At 56.5% G+C, this 22,272-nt stretch carries 17 protein-coding genes and 1 tRNA gene; 16 read left to right on the top strand and 2 right to left on the bottom strand.

Annotated elements, in window-relative coordinates; genetic code table 11:
- Positions 1 to 43: 43 nt before the first annotated feature.
- The 10 genes from F1379_RS11330 to F1379_RS11285 all read left to right on the top strand — a co-directional run bounded on the left by F1379_RS11330 (position 44) and on the right by F1379_RS11285 (position 14,727).
- Entirely contained in the window at positions 44 to 925 is an 882-nt protein-coding gene (locus F1379_RS11330; protein ID WP_150269532.1) for a carbohydrate ABC transporter permease, read from the top strand.
- 5 nt (positions 926 to 930) lie between these two features.
- Entirely contained in the window at positions 931 to 1,770 is an 840-nt protein-coding gene (locus F1379_RS11325; RefSeq protein WP_150269800.1) for a carbohydrate ABC transporter permease, read from the top strand.
- Positions 1,771 to 1,782: 12 nt separating this feature from the next.
- Positions 1,783 to 3,504, top strand: a complete 1,722-nt coding sequence (locus tag F1379_RS11320) for a protein O-GlcNAcase (RefSeq protein ID WP_239004636.1) — start codon at positions 1,783 to 1,785, stop codon at positions 3,502 to 3,504.
- Between the two features lie 48 nt (positions 3,505 to 3,552).
- Positions 3,553 to 5,100, top strand: coding sequence for a DUF4127 family protein (locus F1379_RS11315; RefSeq protein ID WP_150269530.1), 1,548 nt, complete (start codon positions 3,553 to 3,555; stop codon positions 5,098 to 5,100).
- A 36-nt stretch (positions 5,101 to 5,136) separates the two neighbouring features.
- Complete coding sequence (locus F1379_RS11310; protein WP_203457085.1) at positions 5,137 to 5,835, top strand: N-acetylmannosamine-6-phosphate 2-epimerase; 699 nt, start codon at positions 5,137 to 5,139, stop codon at positions 5,833 to 5,835.
- Entirely contained in the window at positions 5,813 to 6,640 is an 828-nt protein-coding gene (locus F1379_RS11305) for a MurR/RpiR family transcriptional regulator (RefSeq protein WP_150269529.1), read from the top strand. Before F1379_RS11310 ends, F1379_RS11305 begins: the two co-directional genes overlap by 23 nt.
- A 74-nt stretch (positions 6,641 to 6,714) precedes the next feature.
- Positions 6,715 to 7,644: an ROK family protein gene (locus F1379_RS11300; RefSeq protein ID WP_150269527.1), complete on the top strand. Its 930-nt coding sequence runs from the start codon at positions 6,715 to 6,717 to the stop codon at positions 7,642 to 7,644.
- Positions 7,641 to 9,230, top strand: coding sequence for an FAD-dependent oxidoreductase (locus F1379_RS11295; protein ID WP_150269525.1), 1,590 nt, complete (start codon positions 7,641 to 7,643; stop codon positions 9,228 to 9,230). Before F1379_RS11300 ends, F1379_RS11295 begins: the two co-directional genes overlap by 4 nt.
- A 1,074-nt stretch (positions 9,231 to 10,304) precedes the next feature.
- Positions 10,305 to 12,239, top strand: a complete 1,935-nt coding sequence (locus F1379_RS11290; RefSeq protein ID WP_150269523.1) for a glycosyl hydrolase family 18 protein — start codon at positions 10,305 to 10,307, stop codon at positions 12,237 to 12,239.
- Positions 12,240 to 12,369: 130 nt separating this feature from the next.
- Positions 12,370 to 14,727, top strand: coding sequence for a glycosyl hydrolase family 18 protein (locus F1379_RS11285; protein ID WP_150269520.1), 2,358 nt, complete (start codon positions 12,370 to 12,372; stop codon positions 14,725 to 14,727).
- A 149-nt stretch (positions 14,728 to 14,876) separates the two neighbouring features.
- On the opposite strand, the gene F1379_RS11280 is transcribed toward F1379_RS11285, so the two are convergent.
- Positions 14,877 to 15,899, bottom strand: a complete 1,023-nt coding sequence (locus F1379_RS11280; RefSeq protein ID WP_150269518.1) for an ABC transporter substrate-binding protein — start codon at positions 15,897 to 15,899, stop codon at positions 14,877 to 14,879.
- 298 nt (positions 15,900 to 16,197) lie between these two features.
- On the opposite strand from F1379_RS11280, the gene F1379_RS11275 reads away from it, so the two are divergent.
- The 4 genes from F1379_RS11275 to F1379_RS11260 all read left to right on the top strand — a co-directional run bounded on the left by F1379_RS11275 (position 16,198) and on the right by F1379_RS11260 (position 19,091).
- Entirely contained in the window at positions 16,198 to 16,632 is a 435-nt protein-coding gene (locus F1379_RS11275) for an NfeD family protein (protein ID WP_150269516.1), read from the top strand.
- Positions 16,632 to 17,573 carry an SPFH domain-containing protein gene (locus tag F1379_RS11270; protein WP_150269513.1) on the top strand — a complete coding sequence of 314 codons (942 nt, stop codon included), beginning with the start codon at positions 16,632 to 16,634 and terminating at the stop codon, positions 17,571 to 17,573. The genes F1379_RS11275 and F1379_RS11270 overlap by 1 nt, the downstream gene beginning before the upstream one ends.
- Before the next feature lie 64 nt (positions 17,574 to 17,637).
- Positions 17,638 to 18,093 (top strand): cupin domain-containing protein, encoded by a 456-nt coding sequence (locus tag F1379_RS11265; RefSeq protein ID WP_150269511.1) that lies wholly within the window; start codon positions 17,638 to 17,640, stop codon positions 18,091 to 18,093.
- 161 nt (positions 18,094 to 18,254) lie between these two features.
- A complete protein-coding gene (locus tag F1379_RS11260) occupies positions 18,255 to 19,091 on the top strand; it encodes an aldo/keto reductase (protein ID WP_150269508.1) in 837 nt (278 codons plus the stop codon).
- 308 nt (positions 19,092 to 19,399) lie between these two features.
- Here the strand turns inward: F1379_RS11260 and asnB are convergent, their stop codons facing one another.
- Positions 19,400 to 21,244: an asparagine synthase (glutamine-hydrolyzing) gene (gene asnB / locus F1379_RS11255; protein WP_150269506.1), complete on the bottom strand. Its 1,845-nt coding sequence runs from the start codon at positions 21,242 to 21,244 to the stop codon at positions 19,400 to 19,402.
- 143 nt (positions 21,245 to 21,387) lie between these two features.
- Here asnB and F1379_RS11250 point away from each other — a divergent pair, with 143 nt between their 5' ends.
- Positions 21,388 to 21,744: a hypothetical protein gene (locus tag F1379_RS11250; RefSeq protein ID WP_150269504.1), complete on the top strand. Its 357-nt coding sequence runs from the start codon at positions 21,388 to 21,390 to the stop codon at positions 21,742 to 21,744.
- 246 nt (positions 21,745 to 21,990) lie between these two features.
- Positions 21,991 to 22,064 (top strand) — tRNA-Arg (locus F1379_RS11245).
- Positions 22,065 to 22,272 lie beyond the last annotated feature (208 nt).

Raw genomic sequence — 22,272 nt, 5'->3', positions numbered from 1 at the left:
CCTTATAGAATGCACTAACGTAACGGGGAGGGAGGAATATCGAATGAAGAGCTGGTTGCGTTCGGAATCTTTCACCGCTTGGGCGTTTATGGCGCCGGGCCTTTTATTTCTTGCCATCTTTACCTTTTGGCCGATCCTCTACGGCATTCCGCTTTCTTTAACCGATTACTCGGTCATTGCCGAGACCCATTACGTCGGGTTCGACAATTTCACCAGAGCCTTTCAGGATAAGAATTTCACCATCTCCTTATGGAATTCACTGGTCTACGTCCTCATCGTTCCGGTTATCCAGATCGTGTCCATTCTGATGGCTATTCTGGTCAACAGCCGTATTCCGGGTGTGAAGATGTTCCGGGCGGCGTACTATATTCCGGTTGTGACTTCGATGGTTGCGGTGGCGCTGATCTGGAGCTGGCTGCTGGGCCATAACGGGGTGGTTAATTATCTGCTGATCCAGACCGGAATCATCAGCGGGCAGGTCTCCTGGCTGTCGAGCAGCAGTACTGCACTGTATGTGCTGATGTTCATCACCATGTGGAAGGGCCTCGGTTATTACATGATGCTCTACCTGGCAGGACTCCAGGGAATTCCCGCAGATTTATATGAAGCAGGCAGAGTGGACGGGGCGAGCTCGATGAAGCTGATATGGCATGTGACGATTCCTCTGCTGCGCCCGCACATCCTGTTCTGTACACTGATTTCGATCATGGGGGCAGTCCGGGTGTTCGACGAGGTATATATCCTGACCAAGGGCGGACCGGGGACCTCGACCCTGACCTCAAGTGTGTATATTTTTCAAAAAGGGCTGGAGCAGTTCAACTTCGGGTATGCCTCGGCGCTCGGTCTGATTGTCAGTGTGATTATTGGAGCGCTTAGCGTCCTGGTGTTCCGCTTTAACCGGAAAGGCGGGGTGAATTCCTATTGAGTACTATGAGCGGATCTTTTAAGCCTTTGAAAAAGGGTGCCCGGTATACGGTCACTTACCTGCTGCTGATTGTGCTGGCTGTATTCATGATGGGCCCCTTCCTCTGGCTGCTAAGCGTGTCGCTGATGCCCGGCAGAAATGTTTTCTCTAGTCCGCCGGCCATTCTGCCCACCTTCATTGACTTCGATAACTACGTGCAGGTCTGGCAGTTCATGTCCTTTCCGCGCTATATAACGAATACAGTCATTATCGCCGGGCTTGGCGTGGTCTTTAATGTGCTGCTTGCAAGCATGACGGCCTACCCGCTGGCGGTCTTTCAGTTCAAAGGCAGGGGCCTCGTCTTCTCCCTGCTGGTGGCGACAATGATTATTCCTTCTTCGACAGCGATGATTGTCCATTATCTGACCATCCAGGCCTTTCATCTGGGCAATTCCTATCTGGGCGTCGTGCTTCCGGCGGCGGTGTCGGTATTCAATATATTTCTGATGCGGCAGACCTTTCTGGGCGTGCCCACGGATATCAGGGATTCGGGGAAAATGGACGGCGCTTCGGAGTTCCGCATCTTCTGGCAGCTTGTCCTGCCGCTGGTCAAACCGGGAATTGCGGTCATCGTGCTGCTGGAGGTTATGGCGTTCTGGAATAACTTCCTGTGGCCTATCGTCATCCTGGAGGACCCTGCGAAATATCCGCTGGCCGCCGCGCTGACGTATCTGAACGGCCAATTCTCGTATAACTTCGGCTGGATTGCCGCTGGAACCATGATTTCGGTTACCCCGATTATTGTTGTCTTCCTGTTTACGCAGCGGTACTACATGGAAGGCATTGCAGGTGCGATTAAAGGTTAAGAGGAGGCTGGAATGATGACGCTGTCACTGCGGGAACGGCAGTATTACTTTCGGGATTATTACGACCAGGGCGAGGAGCTGGTGCTGGAAGGGCCGCAGTTGAGATGTGAGCTGTCCTCCCGGTTCGCCATGAACCAGAACTACGAAGGGCATCTGCCGGCAGACGGGCCTATCGTAATTATTGAACCGCCGGGTCCGGGAGTAGAGACTGAGGAGCGGGGCAATGCCGCTTTGCTGCTTGAATATGAGGGCACACTTAAGGCGGACGGCTACCGTCTGGACATTGCTAAGGACGCGAAGATTACCATAGCTGCTTCAGGCAAAAGAGGGCTGCGCTACGGGATGGATGCGCTGCACCGGCTGCTCAGAATAGAGGACGGCAAGTGCCGCCTTCCGGTGGCTGCTGTTCACGATGAGCCGTCTTTTCCGGTCCGCGGCATTATCGAGGGCTTTTACGGTACACCGTGGAGCTTCGAAGACCGGATGGATTCCGTCCGTTATATGGCGGCGCACCGGATGAATGCCTTTATGTATGCGCCCAAGGATGATCCGTATCACCGTGAACTGTGGCGTGAGCCTTATCCGGAGGAGAGCTTCGCCAGGATCACTGAGCTGAAGCAGGAATGCGACAAGCATCTGGTGGACTTCTATTATTGCATCAGTCCGGGGAATGACCTGCAGTTTCGCAGCGAATCCGATTTTAAGAATCTGGAGGCGAAGCTTGCCGCGATGATCTCCATCGGTGTCCGGCATTTTGCGCTGCTGATGGACGATATTGATTATGTGCTCACCGGAGACAATCTGAATTATCTGGAGCGGTCCGGCCTTGCCCATGCTTTTGTCGCCAACCGTGTTCATGACTATTTAAGCAGTCAGATGCAGGGGGCTACCCTGGCGATGTGTCCCTCGGAATATTGGTCCTATTGGGATACCGAATACAAGCGGGACATCCGCGGGAAGCTGCATGCGGACATCCAAGTGTTCTGGACCGGCTATTTCGTGTTTGCTCCGCAGATCGGAAGCAGGCATGCCCGGGATAACAGCGGTTATTATGGACACGACTTATGGCTGTGGGACAACATCCCGGTGAACGACTGTGACCACGACCGGCTGTTTCTGGACCCGGTACGCGGACGTTATTCGCAGCTTGGCCGGACGGGACATCAGGCCGTTGTCGCCAATCCGATGAATCAATGGGAATGCTCAAAGATTACACTGAATACGATGGCCCACTATATGTGGAACAGTGAACGTTATATGCCCGAGCTCTCCTGGGAGCTGTCGGTCCGGGAATTTGCCGGGGAGCTGGAGGAGGAGATGATGTTTTTCTGCCGCCAGAATCTGAACAGCCGTCTCTACACCGGAGGATATGAGGAGCTGAAAGAGGCTGTGAACAGCAAGGATATTTCGCGGCTGGATATATACTTCGACCATCTGGAGCGTTCGGCTTCCCGGCTGCTTGGGCTGGACAATCCGAAGTTCAGAGAAGAGGCAGAGCCATGGCTGCAAAGAGCGCTGGCGGATGTAGCGCTGTGGAGAGCCGTGCGGCGGAAGGTAACCGGCACGGACGAACCCGGAGCCGATGAAGAGCTGCGCGGTCGGGCGGAAGCCTGCCGGTCCTTCACGGTCCGGTTGGGGAGTGAACCGGCCTGGAGAGCAGCCGAAGCCTGGGGGCTTGCCGTCCCGGAAGGGAAAAACGGCTACCGGCTGGCCATGACGCACGGGGAGTTATGATGTGCTGGAATAGATATAGGCCTTGAACAGAAAGGATGGCGGATAGAGATGGCGGACCGGTATACCATCGCTTTTGTGCCGCTCGATGAGCGGCCCTGTAATTATGAATTCCCTCCCCTCTTGGCCAAGGGAACAGAGTTTGAGGTCCTGCGGCCTCCCCTGCAGCTGATGGGACTAAAGAAGCGCCCCGGAGATACAGACGGCTTGTGGAGCTGGTTTGAAGAGGCCAGCAGCCGGGCGGACGGGGCGGTGGTCGCTCTGGATACCCTGCTGTACGGCGGAATCATTCCGTCCAGACTGCACAGCCTGAACCTGGAGGAGCTTGCCGCACGGCTGGAGAAGCTGCGTGAGCTTAAAGGGCGGCAGCCGGAGCTGGTCATTTATGCGTTCCAGCTCATCATGCGCTGTCCGCAATACTCCATTTCTGACGAGGAGCCGGACTACTACGCCGATTGGGGCAGAGAGATTTTCCGCAAAGGCTTTATCGGCCACCGCAAGGAGCTTGGCAACGCGACGGAGGAAGAACTGCAGGAGCTTGCGGATATCGACGCCTGCCTTCCGCAGGAGATTCTGGAGGATTATCTTTCCCGGCGCAGTATTAATATTGAAGCGAACAAACTGGTGCTGGAGCTGGTGAGGGACGGGATTATCGAGTTTCTGATTGTCCCGCAGGATGATTCGGCTCCCTTCGGGCATACCGCCAAAGACCAGCAGAAGGTCCGTGCGCGGATTACAGAGCTTAATCTGGAGCTGAAAGTGTATATGTATCCGGGTGCAGACGAGGTGGGCTGTACGCTTCTGGCACGGATGATAAATAAGACCAAAGGGACCGTACCGCTGGTTTATCCGCGGTTGTCCTCGGTGCAGGGAGCATTCGTCACCCCGTTATATGAGGACCGCTTCTTCTATGAGACACTGAAGTATCAGATCATCGCGGCAGGCGGCCTCATTGCCTCCAGTGCCGTGGAGGCGAACCTCGTGCTGCTCCTGAATACGCCGGGCGAGACGATGGCGGAGGCGGTATCGCAGCAGCATGCTTTTTTCAGCTACGATGTGTACCGGAACTTGATGGAGCTTGTAGAATACGGCGATTATACGCTGAAGCAGCAAGGGAAGCCGGTCGCCGTTGCGGATGTCGGCTATGCCAACGGCGGTGACCAGAAGCTGGTGAAGATGCTCCGGGAGAAGGGGCTGCTGTTTGACCTCGCGGGGTATGCCGGCTGGAATACAAGCTCGAATACGCTCGGTACTGTCATTGCCCAAGCGATGATCTATCTTCTTTACGGACGGACCCAGGAGCATCTGGATTTCCTGGCCCTCCGCTATGCCGAAGATGTGTGCTATTGCTCGGTGGTCCGCGGGGAGCTTAGTGAGGGTCCGGTCCAGGAGCTGGGCTTCGGCAAATATTTGCTCGACGGGCAACGGGGAAGCGTCTCGCGTCTGGTTGAACAGCGGCTGCGGCAGGAGCTGGCTTCACGGATTGACGGACCAGGCGGAAGGGTCGAGATTATAGGCTGTTACATGCCCTGGAACCGGATGTTTGAAGTGGGACTGTCCGTACGTTTTGAACCGGCCGGGGAATACAGCGAACATTAGACTATAAGAGAGAGGGTGGGGACCCTGAATCCGATCATGCAGAAGCTGCAGCATGGACTCATCGTATCCTGTCAGGCACTTCCGGGTGAACCGCTGCATGGTGCCGGTATTATGGCGCGTATGGCGGCCGCCGCCGAGGAAGGCGGGGCAGCGGGCATCCGGGCCAACGGTGCTGCGGACATCCGGGCCATCAAGAGCACTGTATCGCTGCCGGTTATCGGGATCGTGAAGAGAGATTACCCTGGTTCGGCTGTATATATTACACCGACACTGAAAGAAATAGACGAGCTGCTGGAAGCGGGAGCAGATATGATCGCTTTTGATGCTACAAGCCAGAAGCGGCCGGGAAACAGCACAGTGGAGCAGATTGCCGCCTTTCTGAAAGAGAGCGGCACGCCTTCAATGGCGGATATTTCAATCCTGGAGGAGGCCCTCCTGGCCGAATCCCTGGGAGCCGACTGCGTCTCCACAACCCTCTCGGGCTATACACCGTATTCCCTGCAGCGTGAAGGGCCGGACTTCGGGCTGCTGCGGAGCGCAGTGGAGCGCTTGTCTATTCCGGTTATTGCCGAGGGCAGGATCACTGAGCCCGCCCAGGTGCGGCAGGCGCTTGAGCTTGGTGCCTTCGGGGTTGTCGTGGGCTCGGCCATCACCAGGCCCCAATTAATTACCGGGCGGTTTGCGGCAGCAATTAGAGAGGTGGCAGTTAGCAATGGAAATGACGGATCGAATTAATACGTATTATCCTTCCATGACCAAGTCGGAGCAGAAGGTGGCCCGCTGTGTGCTGGAGCATCCGGATAATCTAATCTACTTTTCGGTGACAGAGCTTGCGGACTTTGCGGGTACAGGCGAAACCACAGTGATGCGCTTTTGCCGCAAAATCGGGTTCAAAGGCTATCAGGACTTCAAGCTTATGCTTGCCCAGGGACTGCCGAAGCAGCAAGCCTTGTCCGGCCGTGAAGGCAAAGACGGCGATTACCCGACGCATCTGTACGAATCCATGGTTGATGTGCTCCAGTCCAGCCTGAGCATGCTGGACCGGAGCCAGCTTGAAGAGGCTGTCAGCCGGATCGATGAGGCCCGCCATGTGCAGTTTTTTGGCGTAGGCTCATCGGCGATTACGGCGCTGGACGCCAAGAACCGTTTCCTGCGGATCGGGCGGCGGGTGGAGGCCATTGCAGACAGCCATATCCAGTCGATGATGGCGGTAACGATGGGCGCAGGCGATATTGCCTTCGGCATCAGTGTTTCGGGAAGCACGCTGGATACCAACGATATGTTAATGAAAGCGAAGCAGAACGGGGCTTTGATTATTGCGATGACCAACTACGCGAAGTCGCCTATCGCTTCCATCGCCGATATCGTCCTGCTTACCGCCGGTAAAGAGTCGCCTCTGGAAGGCGGATCCATCGGGGCGAAGATTTCCCAGCTGTTCATTATCGACCTGATCTGCGAGGGACTGGAGCGCAGGCATACGGACGAGACGAAGCGGATGAAGGAACGGACGGCCAGGGCTGTCATCGACCGTATCTATTAAGGATGTACCGCAGCCTTGGTCTATAGCAGAGGCTCTTGATCTCAGAACACAGGGCCATTGGGAGGAGTGAGTGAATGAGACGGGTCATCGGGGTAGATATCGGCGGGACGGCCATTAAAGGGCTGGTGCTCGACGAGATGGGCAATGTATGGGCGGAAGCGGGGAGTGCCACGGAGGCCCGGCAGGGCAGGGAGGCGATACTTGGCAAGCTTCACACCGTAATCAGCGAGCTGTTGAAGGCTTGTACGGTTGAGGCCATCGGTATAGCTTCGGCTGGCAGAATTAACACGAGCAGCGGTGAAGTCGTGTACGCTACAGATAATCTGCCCGGATGGCAGGGACTCCAGCTTGCCGGCTGGGCCCGGGAGACTTTCCTATTACCTGCTGCTGCTGATAACGATGCCAACGCCGCTCTCCTTGGAGAAGCCTGGCAGGGGGCCGGACGCGGACGGCGGAGCCTGGCCATGCTTACACTGGGTACCGGAGTTGGGGGCGCTTTCATGATTGATGGTGTGCTGAGCAGGGGGAAGCACTGGAGCGGCGGAGACTTCGGGCACAGTATTCTGTTCCCCGGCGGACGGCCCTGCAACTGCGGCCGAAGGGGCTGTGCCGAACAATATGTTTCAGGCTCTGCGCTGCTGCGGCTCGGGCAAGAGCTGACAGGCCGGACATATACCCACGGCTCGGAAATTATGGCCGAAGCGAGACGGGGGGAGCCGGGTGCCCTGAGGGTTCTTGACGGCTACACCGCTGACTTGGCAGTTGTACTTGATAATATTGCAGTTACTCTCGATCCCGAACTTATAGTGATCGGCGGCGGGGTCATCCATGACCGGGATATATGGTGGAAGCTGCTGAAGCATGGGCTGCAGGGCGAAGGGGTGTACAGCATTCTTGCGGCGGCGGAGCTCGGGAACCGGGCGGGCTGTTTCGGAGCGGCCAAGCTGGCGCTGGATGGCCTGCGGCGGCAAGCGGAAAGCTATGAACAGGAGGATACGGCATGACAACCGGACGGTTAAAAGAAAGTGATGTCATCATTATCGGCGGCGGACTGGGAGGGACGGCGGCGGCTCTAGCTGCCGCCAAAGCGGGTATGCGCGTCATTCTGACCGAGGAAACCGATTGGCTCGGGGGCCAGCTGACTGCACAGGCTGTTCCGCCGGACGAGCACCGCTGGATCGAGAGCTCCGGCAGCACGGCCTCCTACCGGGAGTTCCGCACCAGGGTGCGGGAATATTACAGACGAAACTATCCGCTTACGGAGCAGGCGAAGCAGGACCCGCTGCTGAATCCCGGGAACGGCTGGGTCAGCCGTCTGGCCCATGAGCCGAAGGTCGCGCTCAGCGTGCTTCATGAAATGCTGGCTCCCTATGTGAACACAGGGCGTATCGAAGTGCTCTATCATACGGTTCCTGTTCATGCCCAAACGTCAGGAGATGAGGTTACTGCGGTAACTGTACAACATACCCTGAAGGGCACCGAAATCAAGCTGTCGGGGCGTTATTATCTGGATGCCACCGAATGCGGTGATTTACTTCCTTTGGCCGGAGTGGAGTATAGAAGCGGCGCCGAATCCAGGCAGGAAACAGGCGAACCGCATGCACTGGAGGAAGCGGACCCGCTCGACATGCAGTCGATTACACATGTGGCTGCCGTAGATTATTTGCCGGACGGGGATTTTACGATAGAACGCCCTGCGGACTATGACTATTGGCGTCAATATGTGCCGTCCTTCTCGATGTATCCCATTCTCAGCTGGTACGCATCGGATGCAGAGGATACAAGCAAGCTGAAGCAGTTCACGATGTTCCCGAACGATGAAGGGATCGTATCGCTGTGGGATTACCGGAGGATTGTCGATCCTGCGATCTGGAGTCTGCCGCTGAACGCGGGTGAAGTCACTCTGCTGAACTGGGCCTTGAACGATTATTATGCCGGTCCGCTGATCGGAGTATCTCCGCAGGAACGGGAGAAGCATTTGCGGGGAGCCAGGCAGCTGACCCTGTCGCTTGTCTACTGGCTTCAGACCGAGGCGCCCCGGCTGGATGGCGGAAAGGGGTATCCGGGAGTCAGGCTGCGGGGCGATGTGCTGGGAACAGAGGACGGGCTGGCGAAGTCCCCCTATATCCGCGAAGCGAGAAGAATCCGCGGGCTGTACACAGTGACTGAGCAGGATGTAAGCAAGGAGCTGCGCGGCGAGGCGGGACCTCTGCGCTATGAGGACAGTGTCGGGGTCGGGAGCTATCATCTGGATCTTCATCCTACAACGGTGTCCCAGCGCACCTTCTATATCCCGAATCATCCGTATGAAATTCCGCTCGGTTCATTGATTCCTGTCCGTGTAACGAACCTGCTTCCGGCCTGCAAAAATATCTCGATGACCCAGATTGCCAACGGCTGCTACCGCCTCCATCCTACGGAGTGGAACATCGGCGAATCCGCCGGGCTTCTGGCCAGCTATGCCATTGCCAATCACATTCTGCCGCGTGAGGTTCATGCGGCGGCCGAGCATCGGCAGGCTTACCAGCAGCTGCTTCTCGATCATGGCGTCCAGCTCCACTGGACAGAGGCAGAGCTGGGACAGGCGTAACGGAAGCTCCGCTCCGGAGCGGAGCGTCAGTCACTGGGCCGGGCGCTGCGGCTGCCGCCGGAGAACCGGGGCGAAGCCGGGTGGAGGCAGGAAGGGCCGTAAGAGGTACAAGACAAGGACCGTGCAGTGGCACGGTCCTTGTCTTTTTGAGGACGTTGTATAAATTGAGCTTAAGCTATTCCCGGATATGGGAGGAAAGAGACTTCAGTAACGAAGGGAGCACCAGTACGCACACTCGTAGTTGGATAAATGAGAACCCAGCTATAGAAGGATTATGGTCGTTTTTTCGTACACATTCGGTCCACTTACTCGAAAGGCAGCACATTGTGGTCGTTTTTTCGTACACATTCGGTCCACTTACCGGAATGGAAGCACATTGTGGTCGTTTTTTCGTACACATTTGGTCTATTTACCCGAACGGAAGCACGTTATGGTCGTTTTTTCGTACACATTAGGATGTTTACTTTTGCCTAGCAGTTTGAGTTCGATAGTTCACTTTAGCTCACTAGCCAGGTTGTATGACATCTGTAGTGGATAACCGCCACTTCATTGGGGTGCAAGTTAACCATTGAGTTTCACATGGATTGTTCCTGACTACGGAAGGTTTGGAATCCCAGCCGCCATCCGGCCCTGAATATCAGCCACTTAAACCTGTGATCAACCGAGCTTCAGGTATCAGCTTCTTTTTTGAAATTAGAAATCAGATGATAATATCCCTATAAAATGGAAATTTCCCCCTAGAATATTGGCTCGATTTGTATGAGAATAGAGTTGCCTTCAATTCTATCCCTTCCATGCCTACTCTACAAGGACACGAACCCCTCCCACACACCTTTAAGCGGTATTGACCTATTGCTGCAGCATTCCATCTGAGGCCCGTACTAGTATATCCTGCAACCTTTAGCGCCAGAGCGCTGTTTGCGCATGCGCTCTGTGCGGAATGTAACTCCAAATCTACTAACATCCAGTTTCATAGATGACAGAGTGAAGGCAAATTCGGGACAGGAGGTGGGCGCTGGTCTTAAGAACAGCAAAGCCGTGCGATCAATTGAACCTTAGGAGGTAGAAACCGAAATGAGGCCTTTTGCCAAAAGAAACCGCAAACCGCTATTGCTCGGACTGATTGCTGCACTGCTGATTACGCTCATTCCTGCGCTGGGCCCGGGCGCCAAAACCGCGAACGCGGCAACGAATTATAAGCTGATAGGGTACTACGCCTCGTGGGCCGCTTATGGACGGGCTTTTAATGTCAGCGATATCGATCCGACCAAGCTAAATGTAATCAATTACGCCTTTGCCGATATTTGCTGGAACGGCATCCATGGCAACCCTGACCCGACCGGGCCGAATCCGGTCACCTGGACCTGCCAGAACGAGCAAGGCCAGGCGATCAGCGTACCGAACGGGACGATCGTGCTTGGCGATCCCTGGATCGACGCGCAGAAGAGCTTCGGCGACGACAAGTGGGATGATCCGATCAAAGGCAATCTGAAGCAGCTCTGGAAGCTCAAGGAGCGGAATCCCGATTTAAAAACCATTATCTCCGTCGGCGGCTGGACCTGGTCGAACCGTTTCTCGGATGTGGCGGCATCGGCGCAGACGCGCGAGGTGTTCGCCAACTCAGCAGTCGATTTCATCCGCAAATACAAGATGGACGGCGTAGATCTGGACTGGGAGTATCCGGTGAGCGGCGGCCTGGCGGGCAACAGCTACCGGCCCGAGGACAAACAGAATTATGTGCTTCTCCTGCAAAAAATCCGCGAAAAGCTGAACGCCGCCGGTAGTGCCGACGGCAAAACCTATCTGCTGACCATCGCCTCCGGCGCCGGTCCGACCTTCGTGCAGAACAACAATCTCAGCGGCATTGCTTCTGTCGTCGATTGGATCAACATCATGACCTATGACTTTAACGGCAGCTGGAACACGACTACCGGGCACAACGCCCCGCTCTATTATGATCCGGCTGCGGGAGCGTCCGGCTTGACCGACCCGGCCAATTACAACATCGACAAAGCGGTCACGACCTATTTGTCCAGCGGTGTTCCGGCAAGCAAGCTGGTGCTGGGCGTTCCGTTCTATGGCCGCGGCTGGGGCGGTGCCCCGAGCACCAGCAATGGTCAATACCAGGTATCTGCCGGCATCTCCTCCACAGGCACCTGGGAGAAGGGCAGCTATGATTTCTATGACCTTGAGACCAACTATATCAACAAAAACGGCTATACCCGCTACTGGAACAACACTGCCAAGGTCCCTTACCTGTATAATCCCTCCACCCAAACCTTCATCAGCTATGACGATGTGGAATCGCTTGGACACAAGATCAGCTATCTGAAAACGAAGGGACTGGCCGGAGCGATGTTCTGGGAAACCAGCGGCGACCGGAACAAGACGCTGACTAATAAACTGTTCGCAGATCTGGGCGGGGGAGTGGTGACGCCGACACCTACTCCAACGGCAACAGCTACCCCGACGCCGACGGCGACACCGACCGCCACACCAACGCCTACGGTCAAGCCGACCGCAACGGTTACGCCAACAACCACGCCGACACCGACGGCAACGCCGACAGCTTCGCCAACGCCGACTCCGGGGCAATGTACCGTAGCGGCCTGGAGCGCCGCCGCAGTCTACACCCAAGGTCAGCAGGCCTCCTATGGCGGCAACATCTACGAGGCCAAATGGTGGACGCAGGGCGACCGTCCTGACCAGAGCGGAGCCTACGGCCCGTGGAAGCTGATCGGGCCATGCAGCGGTACGGTGACGCCTGCGCCTAGTGCTACTGTGACGCCGTCACCAACAGTTGCGCCGAGCGCCACGCCGAGCGCCACCGTAGCTCCGACCGCCAGCCCGTCGCCGACGGCGGGAGCCGCAGCCTGGGCAGCGGGCGCAGCTTATAAGACCGGCGACATTGTCTCTTACGGCGGCCAGCGGTATATCTGCCAGCAGGCCCACACCTCGCTGGCGGGCTGGGAGCCGGCAACCACGCCTGCGCTGTGGAAGCTGCTGTAACTGACTTCACTGTCCGTCCGAAATAAGGGCCCGCGCTCCGCGGCAGTTTGCAGGTTCTCCTTGCCGGAATGACCTGCGTCATGCGGAGCGCTTAGGCCCTGGAATACCAGCTGAAACTGGAGGGGGATTTATGAAGAAGCCCAACCATGCCAGGCGGCCCCGAGCTGCCCGCTTTCTTGCTGCTGCCCTCGCTGTCCTGCTGCTGCTGCCGATTTATGCGGCTTGGCCGGGCCGGACGGCAGAGCAAGCCTTTGCCGCCGGAACTACGCCTGAAGCGCCTGCACCGGCTGCCGACCATCCGCGCAAGATCATTGCCTATTTTCCCGAATGGGGGGATCAGGCTAACAAAGGCTACTATACCGTGGACAAAATCCCGTGGGGCAAAATTACCCACATCAATTACGCTTTTGCCAAGGTGAACGCCCAGAACCAGATTGATTTCCTGGACCGCACCGCAGCCGTCGAGAAGGATTATCCCGGCCAGCTGACCGATGTGCCGTTCAAGGGGCATTTCAATCAGCTCGTCAAATACAAGCGGCTGTACCCGGATGTGCGCACGCTGATCTCGGTCGGCGGCTGGTCCGCTTCGGGCGGGTTCTATACCATGGCCAACACCGAGGCTGGCCGGGAAACGTTTTCGAACAGCGTAGTGAGCTTCCTGCGCACCTACCAGTTCAACGGTGTAGATATTGACTGGGAGTATCCATCGGGGACGGCCCAATCCGGGAACCCGAATGACTTTGGAGCGGCGGAGCCGCTGCGCGACGTGAACTACGATAACTACGTGCTGCTGCTGAAGAAGCTGCGGGAGAAGCTGGATCTGGCCGGCGCGCAGGATAACCAGAAATATGATTTGACCGTCGCCGCCACAGCCTCCTCATGGATACTCGGAGGAATGAAGCTGGGCGAAGCGAACCAGTACCTTGACTGGGCTAATCTGATGACCTACGATTTCCACGGTGCCTGGAACGGCTATGTCGGCCCGCATTCCGCGCTCTATCCCGATGCCCGGGATACCGAGACTGCAGCGCTCGGCACGCCGGTGCTGAATACGGATTGGGCGGTCCGCTACTATCTGGGCACGCTGCCTCCCGAGAAGATTGTCATCGGAGTTCCGTATTACTCGCGCGGCTGGAAGAATGTGAACGGCGGTGTCAATAACACGGGGCTTTACGGCTCGGCGGCCACTGCGGGCGGAGGAGCAGACGGCGACTTCGGCATCTGGAACGATCCTGCGCCGGAGCAGCCCGCCGGTGCCAATCCGATCTGGCATATTCTGAATCTGCTGAAGAATCCGGCCAATCAGCGGTATTTCGATCCCGTGACCAAGACGCCTTATCTCTACAACGCGGCCCAAAAGGTGTTCCTGACCTATGAGGATCAGGAGTCGCTCGGCTATAAGCTGGCTTACATCAAGGAAAAAGGGCTCGGCGGTATGATGTTCTGGGAGCTGACCGGCGATTATTCGCAGCAGGCGGATGGCACCTACACCTACGGCAGCTCACTGACAAGTTATGCTTACGAGCAGTTGAAGTCGGCTTCGGCTCCCGGCGGTCCGGCCAAGCCGCAGCTGCCCCCTCCGGCCAATTTCGACGTTGCGTTCAGCGGCACCTACGATCATCCGAATTATACCTATACGCTCAAAATATCCAATAACACCGGGTCGGCAATTCCCGGCGGCTGGAAGCTGGAGTTTGATCTGCCGACTACGGTAACCTTAACTTCGGTCTGGGGAGCGGGTGCCGTAGAGCAAATCGCCTCCGCCTGGGATTTTAACCGTTACCGGGTAACAGGCACCGCTTCGCAGAGCATTGCCAGCGGAGGGACACTGGAGCTGCAGGGCATGATGAAGCTGAACTTCTCCGGCGGTCCGCAGCGGATTACGCTGAACGGCAGTTCCTCGCAGGGCGAGTATGATAAGCTGTACGGAGGGGGCACACCGACCCCGACGCCGAGCGCCACACCAACGCCGACACCAACCGCGACCGTCAAGCCGACAGCTACAGTAACGCCGACGGCGACTCCAACGCCAACGCCCGGCCAGTGTACGGTTGCTGCCTGGAGCGCCGCAGCTGTTTATACGCAAGGCCAGCAGGCCTCTTATAGCGGCATCATCTACGAGGCCAAATGGTGGACGCAGGGTGACCGCCCTGACCAGAGCGGAGCCTTCGGCCCGTGGAAGGTAATCGGGCCTTGCGGCGGCACGGCCACGCCAGGTGCGACGGTGACGCCGTCCCCGACTGTGGCGCCAACCCTGGCGCCTACGGCTACCGTAGCCCCGACGGCAACCCCCACCACAGTGCCGACACCGACGGCCAGCGTGTCGCCAACAGCGACCGCAGGAGCAGCGGCCTGGGCAGCGGGCGTCGCCTACAAGGCCGGTGACGTTGTCGCTTACAGCGGCTTGCGGTACATCTGCCAGCAGGCGCATACCTCGCTGGCCGGCTGGGAGCCGGCGACAACGCCGGCACTCTGGAAGCTGCTGTAAGCTTCCGCAGCAGCGCAAAAAAGCTTGCAGAGCAGGCAACGCCTGTTCTCTGCAAGCTTGTTTTATGCGCCCGGGCGCTTGGCGTGCTGCTGAGTGCCCCCGATGCGCGCCTGTCCGCTACGTGTCTGCCCGCTGTGCGCCCTGAAGCGTCAGCAGCCCCCGCTGTTTTTCAGGCCGGCATATTTCCAGTGACCCTGGAAGACTTCCTGGACCTCCGTCTTCAGGCTCTCAAGATCATGGCTGCGGATGAAATCCCAGCCCAGCCAGTTAAAGCCCGCACCGGCAGGCAGACCCGGGTCTACCTCCGGATGCAGCATGATGAAATGCCGCTCGGTCGCCTGCTGTGCCAGGCTTTTACCAGTGACAAAATCCGTGATCGGCTGAATCTCGTTCAGCCGCTCCTTTTGCGCGAGCATCAGAAGTGGATTGACCAGCGCCCCGTCCTCCGGCCAGATGACCGATACATGCTCCAGATCCTTGCAGGCTTGTGCGAACAGCCAAGGGATCACATAAATTGCAGCCCCCTCCGGACTCACCTCTGCAGACTCCACCGTCTTGACCATTACCCGGCCATGCCAGCCGTCCTTAATATTATCTGCAAGCTTGATAATGCCGTCTTCTCCATATTGCTTGTAGAGCGTCAGCAGAAGCAGCTCCGATATTTTGTTCGAGGAGCCGACGGCGATAATCTGATCGTTATACTCCGGACGGAGCAGATCGCTCCAACTGCGGGGTACGGGAAGCTCACCGAGATAGCGGTGGTCCACCAGCAGCACATAAGGATACACACCATAAATCGTGAATGCATCTTGAGGGTCTTTAAGCTGGGCGCTCTCGAAATAAGGCGTCTCCCCGAGCGGGATGGACTTGAAATGGCCTGCCGCTACAAGCGTATCCAGAAACGGTTTGTGAAAAAAGCTTCCCAGCCCGAAGCCGGTTACGGCTGCAGGGAAGGCATCGATGTGCCCGGCCTGCCATACGCCGGCATAAGCGTCGCCGCTGCATTTTTCCGGTAAATAGCTGTTCAGCGGTGTACCTCCCCCTGCCTCATACTCCCGGGTCGACGCCTCAAATGAACTGCGGAACGCATCGCGCAGCGCGCAAATGGTATTCCCCAGAAAGTGCAGCTCACCCGCCGGGACCACATTTTCTGCTGCTTCAAATATACTCATAACTCTGTTCAACTCCCTCCGAAAGTGTATGATCTGTATGCATGTGCCAATTTATCCAGTTATAATGATCATAAATTCATTATCATACTAAAAACAATGGATTACTCTCCTTTATTAAGCCAGCTTTGTGGAAAATTTGTGGAGTTTTGCACGAAATAGGCCTGCAGGACTTCATAAGCTTCCATAGGATGCAATATAATGGCTATACATCGGGAAAACGGCTTCCATTAAAAAAATGCAACGCATGTCGCCGTTCGTTCGTTATAATGGATATATAGCGAAAGGTGGTGGGTTCACCTTGGAAGGTTGGATTCTTTGGCTGATCGCAGCGGGGATACTGCTGGTAGTTGAGATGTTTGCGCTTACTTTTTATTTATTGTGGCTGTGTATCGGTTCAGTGGCTGCGGCTTTGGTTTCGTTTCTGTTCCCGGACGCCATTATTCTTCAAGTCGTTGTTGGCTCCGCGGTCGCACTGGTGCTTACCGTATTCACCAAGCCTCTTGCGGCAAAGCTCCGCGGCTCACGGGGATTCCGGGATACGGGTGTCGAGATCGTCGGCAGGCAGGGCATCGTAGTAGAAGCGATCGTGCCCGGACGTTACGGGCAAGTGAAGGTCGGCGGAGATACCTGGAGTGCTACTTCGGCGCAGGCGCTGGGCAAGGATGAAGCAGTTATGGTCATCCGCAGAGGCAATACAATAATTGAAGTGGAAAGATGGGGGGATGGTTACTGATGCAATGGGTAATTGTAGGAGTTATTGTGGCAGTGGTTGTCGTATTTATTGCGCTCACGATCAAGATCGTACCGCAGCAGCGGGTCGGCGTAGTGGAGCGTCTCGGTAAATTCCACCGGCTGCTGACACCGGGTCTGAATGTACTGATTCCGGTAATCGACCAGGTCCGGACGTACCATGATCTGCGGATTCAGCAGGCCAATGTGCCGCCGCAGACGGTGATTACCAAGGATAACGTGCAGGTGCAGATCGACACGATTATCTTCTATCAGGTGGTTGGTCCGGAAGAAGCGACCTACGGAATTTCCGATTATGTATACGGGGTTCGCAACATTTCGACGGCCACCATGCGGCAGATTATCGGTAAGCTGGAGCTGGATGAAACCCTGTCCGGCCGGGAAAAGATCTCCGCCGACATCCGGCTCGCCCTGGATGAAGCGACCGAGAAGTGGGGCGTGCGCATCGAGCGCGTAGAAGTTATCGACATCAAGCCGCCGCTCGACATTCAGGAAGCGATGGATAAGCAGATGAAGGCCGAGCGGAGCAAGCGCGCGATTGTCCTGGAAGCAGAGGCTGCCAAGCAGGATATGATACTGCGGGCCGAAGGGGATAAGCAGAGCAAGATCCTGAAGGCTGAAGGGGATAAGGAAGCGCGCATCCGCGAGGCGGAAGGTCTGCGGCAGGCGCAGGAGCTGGAAGCGCTCGGGCAGGCCAAAGCAATTCAGGCGGTAGCCGAAGCGGAGCAGGCGCGGATCACACTGATTGCGAATGCTGGTCTGGATGAGCGGGTGCTGGCGTACCAGTCCTTTGAAGCGTTGACCGATATCGCAAAGGGTCCGGCCAACAAGGTATTCCTGCCGTCCAGCGCCGTCGAAGCGCTCGGCAGCCTTGGCGCCATCGCCGAGGTGTTCAAGGATGGCAAAGCGGGTAAGCAGTCCTGATCACATTTACAATTGCGTCGGCTTCCTTTAAAGTAAAGGCAACACATTTAAAGGAGAAGATCGCATGACGGACAAACAAATTTCTCCGCTGGTCGAGCTGCTTGGCCTGGAGCAGCATGTGGAAGGCGGATGGTACAAGAGACTATGGGCCTCATCCTTTGAAATTCCGCAGGAGACGCTGGGAAGCCGTTATTCCGGTTCCCGGGCCTCAGCTTCCTCGATTTATTTCCTGCTACATCCCGGTGAAGAATCGGCATGGCACACCGTGCTCTCTGACGAGATCTGGCTGTGGCATTCGGGCAGCCCGATCGCGCTGAGCTTCGGCGGCAGCGGCGATCAGCCGGAGAATGTAACCGAGGTTATTCTGGGACCGGATATTGCCGCAGGCCAGAGCCCGCAGGCAGTGGTTCCTTCCGGTGTATGGCAGGCGGCACGGCCGCTCGGCGATGAGCCGGTGCTGGTCTCCTGTATCGTCTCGCCGGAATTCCGCTTCGACGACTTCAAGTTAATCGAAGAGTAAGAGTGTATGGCAACGGCGCCGTCTTCCGGTTATGGGAGACGGCGCCGTTTTGGTCCGGGTGCGGTGATCTGCTATACTGATTTACGCATAGCTGATTCCATTGTCTTTTTTGCGGTTATGGAAGAATGTCGAATACAACAACTTTGCTTGGAGGGTTAACAATGACGGAATATAGCGGACCATTTACTGGCGGACCGACACTGAACGACGGCGCCACCATGCCTTGGCTCGGACTTGGCGTATGGCAGGCTAAAGAAGGCGCGGAGGTAGTGAACGCCATCAAGGCGGCGGTCGAGATCGGCTACCGCAGCATCGATACGGCAGCGGGATACCATAATGAAGAAGGCGTGGGACAGGCTGTCCGTGAATGCGGCGTGCCCCGCGAAGAGCTGTTTATCACGACCAAGCTGTGGAATGCGGACCAAGGCTATGAATCCGCGCTCAAGGCATTCGAGGTCAGCCGCAAGAAGCTGGGTCTCGACGTGGTTGACCTGTATTTGATCCACTGGCCGGTAGCGGGCAAGTACCGTGAATCGTGGAAGGCGCTTGTCCATCTGCAGAAGGAAGGGCTGGTCAAGTCCATTGGCGTCAGCAACTTTCAGCCGCATCATCTGCAGGACATTATGGATGATACCGGTGTTGTGCCGGCGGTCAACCAGGTGGAGTTCCATCCACTGCTGACCCAGCGTGAGCTGCTGAAGTTCGCGCGCCAGCATGACATCCAGCTCGAAGCCTGGAGTCCGCTGATGCACGGCAATCTCGATGTGCCGCTGATTCAGGAGCTGGCGCAGAAATACGGCCGCACGCCGGCGCAGATTGTGCTGCGCTGGGATCTGCAGCAGGGCGTCATTACAATTCCAAAGTCGGTGCGTGCCGAACGGATCAAGGAGAACGCCGGCTTCTTCGACTTCACGCTGAGCGACGAAGATGTGAAGGCGATCGAAGACCTGAACCAGAACCACCGGTTCGGTCCGGACCCGGATAACTTCAATTTCTAGGCGCCGATGAGCACATCACAAGCAAGCCCTGTAAACGGGGCTTGCTTGTTTGCTGTTTGTAAGCTTCTTATTGCGTCGCAGGACTGGGATTGGCGGTTTCGGCAGTCTAAAGGACTCCCCGTGCCCCCCGTGCCCCCCGTGCCCCCAGCATTCTTCTCCCCTGGTAATGCTGCCGTGACTGGCTTGTTGCAGCTTTGAACTTCGCCTGGTGAGAGGCCAAAGTGGCTGCCTCGATACTGCTTTCAGCCTGAGCCAGCCAGACGGACAACAATAGCTGTGGTCTGTCTGTGTTGGCGCAAGATATTCTTTTAACCGATTGATACGTTGTATTTGCGCAGCCAAAGGTCAACTTGGGCAAGATAAGCGAACAGCTGCGGACCGGACATCAGCTGGCCGAACCAGGGCAGGTTGCTGGAGGATTCCGGGCTGGCGGCGATTTCGCGGATTTTGGCGGCGTTAATGAACTCCAGAATCGGCGATGATGAATCATCCAGAATGCTAAGCATCTGCGAACGCACGGCATCCAGATAAGCCGGGTTATGCGTCTTGGGATACGGGCTTTTTTTGCGATACAATACGTCATCCGGGAGAATGCCTTCGAGCGCTTTGCGCAGGATACCTTTTTCGCGGTCGCCCGTCGTCTTGATTTCCCAGGGAATATTGAACACATACTGCACCAGCCGGTGGTCGCAATACGGTACCCGTACCTCAAGCCCGACGCCCATGCTCATCCGGTCCTTGCGGTCCAGCAGCGTCGGCATAAAGCGGGTGATATTAAGATAAGACATTACGCGCATCTGCGCCTGCTTGGAAGTCTCGCCGGCCAGCTTAGGCACCTCGGCCACAGCGTCGCTGTACCGGTCCCCAAGATACTCCAGAGGACGGATCCATTCCTGAACTTCCGGCGACAGCAGTCCGGCGCGCATCTTGGGAGCGACTGACCATGGGAAGGTGCCGGAGGACAGTGCCTCTTCACGGTGGAACCAGGGGTAACCGCCGAAGATTTCATCGGCCGCTTCGCCGGAGATGGCCACCGTCGCATTCTTCTTGATCTCACGGCAGAATAAATACAGCGAGGAATCCACATCGGTCATCCCCGGCAAATCGCGGGAGTAGAGCGCGTTATCGAGCGCAGCAACAAGCTCGGGAGTATCAAAAGCAACATAATGATGGTTCGTTTGCAGCTCATCCACCATCCGCTTGATCCAGGGGCCGTCGGCGCCGGGCTGGAAGGAATGGCTTTTGAAGTGCTTGTCGTTGTCGACATAATCGACAGAATAAGTATCGACCCGGCCTTGGCCGGTCCGGTTATAGTAATTGACGGCTAGTGCAGTCAGTGCACTGGAGTCAAGGCCCCCTGACAGCAGCGAGCAGACCGGAACATCCGAGACGAGCTGGCGCTCCAGGGTGTCCTGCAGCAATTCGCGCACTCTGGCCGCCGTTTGTTCCACATTGTCGGTGTGCTCATAGCTCTCCAGCTCCCAATAGGCATAGCTGCGGATGCCTTCCCGGCTATAAATCATGGCATGACCGGGACGAAGCTCGAATATATCTTTGTATACACCCTGTCCCGGAGTGCGGGCCGGACCGATAATGAAGATTTCCGCCAGCCCTTCTGGTCCTACCTTGGGCTGTACTTTGGGATGCTGCAGCAGGGCCTTCGGCTCCGAGCCGAAGACAAATACATCATCCACGCGGCTGTAGAACAATGGCTTGACGCCCAGGCGGTCGCGGGCCAGAAAGACCTGCTCATGCCGGCCGTCCCACACGGCAAAAGCAAAGATACCATTCAGCTTCTCCGTGCAATCCGGTCCCCATTCCATATAAGCATGCAGCAGCACTTCCGTATCACATTCGGTGACAAAACGATGCCCCCGCTGTTTAAGCTCGATTTTCAGCTCCGGGGCGTTATACAGTTCGCCGTTATACACAATCGCGTAAACATGGTCGTCATGGCGGGCGATCATGGGCTGTGCGCCGTTCTCGGGGTCAATCACGCTGAGCCGGCGGTGACCGAAAGCACAGGGGCCTGAGATCCAGGTTCCGGTCGCATCCGGTCCGCGGTTTTGCAGGGTTTCAGTCATCTTCACAAGCAGCTGCGAGTGCTGGGTAAGATCGCCGCGCCACTGGATAAATCCGGTTATTCCGCACATGATGGTTCATCCTCTCTTTTGGTGCGATTGTTGTCCTTTCTTTTTTGCCAAGTAATACAGATATATGCCGAAGGAAGGGATAAAATGTATGTCCTTATCCGAACACTAGGGTAGAGGAAAATTTGCCAAGGAGGGATAATGGGATGTATTACATTAAAGATGCCAAAATCCGCCGGATGACCGAATACGACGGTGCGCCTTGCGCAGAGGTGGGGGTGCTTCCGGGAGCAGTGGGCGATTCCGCCCTGTTGGTTTACATTGTAGAGGACCGGCGGGAGGACGGATTTGAGATCGTGCGCATTTTGACAAATGATGCGTCTCTGGATACCGATTGGTTCGACAATAATTTACATCAAGCGTTCGAGGATGTGACATTCAGTGCGTTTACAGGCAGCGAGATTATGACACCGGAGGATGAGCGATCCAAATTCCAGCGTGAGCTGCTTATGTTCGGTAATTTGAAAAAAGAGCTGGAGCGCCATTTCACGGCTTATCCCTGATCCGCGTTCACTGCTTGTATATCCGGCGGCATAACACAAGCAAAGGGCAGCGCAGGCTGCTGTTTCATTCCGCCGCCGGAGGCGGTCTGCGGGGATGCGGATAACTGGCCTGTACCGGATCGGTGCCTCAAGCAGACAAGGTTCTGAGGTTTTTTGCACGATATTCTTGAAAAATCTGCTGAATACGTTATAATAAATAACGTTGCTTTAATACATATGCTTTAAAAGGGTTTCAATTTCACTCGTGTCCCAGTAGCTCAGCCGGATAGAGCATGCGCCTTCTAAGCGCACGGTCGGGGGTTCGAATCCCTTCTGGGACGTAAAGACAGCCTTCCTTCGGGAAGGCTGTTTTGCGTACAGGGGGAGAAGCCCCGGAGGTTCGTTGGAGCATTGGCATCGTAAGGAACCGCATCGCAATCAGCCCGGAGGGGCTGTATCCCTTCTGGGACGTAAAGACAGCCTTCCTTCGGGAGGGCTGTTTTGCGTACAGGGGGAGAAGCCCCGGAGGTTCGTTGGAGCATCCGCATC

The sequence above is a fragment of the Paenibacillus tepidiphilus genome (assembly GCF_008635795.1).
Lineage (GTDB): Bacteria > Bacillota > Bacilli > Paenibacillales > Paenibacillaceae > Paenibacillus_AQ > Paenibacillus_AQ tepidiphilus.
The sequence above is the reverse complement of the archived record's forward strand: the minus strand, read 5'-3'. Positions and strand labels throughout refer to the sequence as shown.

Coding starts and splice junctions, on each gene's coding strand:
- F1379_RS11265 (WP_150269511.1), top strand. CDS start 17,638: ATGACGGACAAACAAATTTCTCCGCTGGTCGAGCTGCTTGGCCTGGAG.
- F1379_RS11270 (WP_150269513.1), top strand. CDS start 16,632: ATGCAATGGGTAATTGTAGGAGTTATTGTGGCAGTGGTTGTCGTATTT.
- F1379_RS11285 (WP_150269520.1), top strand. CDS start 12,370: ATGAAGAAGCCCAACCATGCCAGGCGGCCCCGAGCTGCCCGCTTTCTT.
- F1379_RS11315 (WP_150269530.1), top strand. CDS start 3,553: ATGGCGGACCGGTATACCATCGCTTTTGTGCCGCTCGATGAGCGGCCC.
- F1379_RS11325 (WP_150269800.1), top strand. CDS start 931: ATGAGCGGATCTTTTAAGCCTTTGAAAAAGGGTGCCCGGTATACGGTC.
- F1379_RS11300 (WP_150269527.1), top strand. CDS start 6,715: ATGAGACGGGTCATCGGGGTAGATATCGGCGGGACGGCCATTAAAGGG.
- F1379_RS11320 (WP_239004636.1), top strand. CDS start 1,783: ATGATGACGCTGTCACTGCGGGAACGGCAGTATTACTTTCGGGATTAT.
- asnB (WP_150269506.1), bottom strand. CDS start 21,244: ATGTGCGGAATAACCGGATTTATCCAGTGGCGCGGCGATCTTACCCAG.
- F1379_RS11290 (WP_150269523.1), top strand. CDS start 10,305: ATGAGGCCTTTTGCCAAAAGAAACCGCAAACCGCTATTGCTCGGACTG.
- F1379_RS11295 (WP_150269525.1), top strand. CDS start 7,641: ATGACAACCGGACGGTTAAAAGAAAGTGATGTCATCATTATCGGCGGC.
- F1379_RS11260 (WP_150269508.1), top strand. CDS start 18,255: ATGACGGAATATAGCGGACCATTTACTGGCGGACCGACACTGAACGAC.
- F1379_RS11305 (WP_150269529.1), top strand. CDS start 5,813: ATGGAAATGACGGATCGAATTAATACGTATTATCCTTCCATGACCAAG.
- F1379_RS11280 (WP_150269518.1), bottom strand. CDS start 15,899: ATGAGTATATTTGAAGCAGCAGAAAATGTGGTCCCGGCGGGTGAGCTG.
- F1379_RS11310 (WP_203457085.1), top strand. CDS start 5,137: ATGCAGAAGCTGCAGCATGGACTCATCGTATCCTGTCAGGCACTTCCG.
- F1379_RS11330 (WP_150269532.1), top strand. CDS start 44: ATGAAGAGCTGGTTGCGTTCGGAATCTTTCACCGCTTGGGCGTTTATG.
- F1379_RS11250 (WP_150269504.1), top strand. CDS start 21,388: ATGTATTACATTAAAGATGCCAAAATCCGCCGGATGACCGAATACGAC.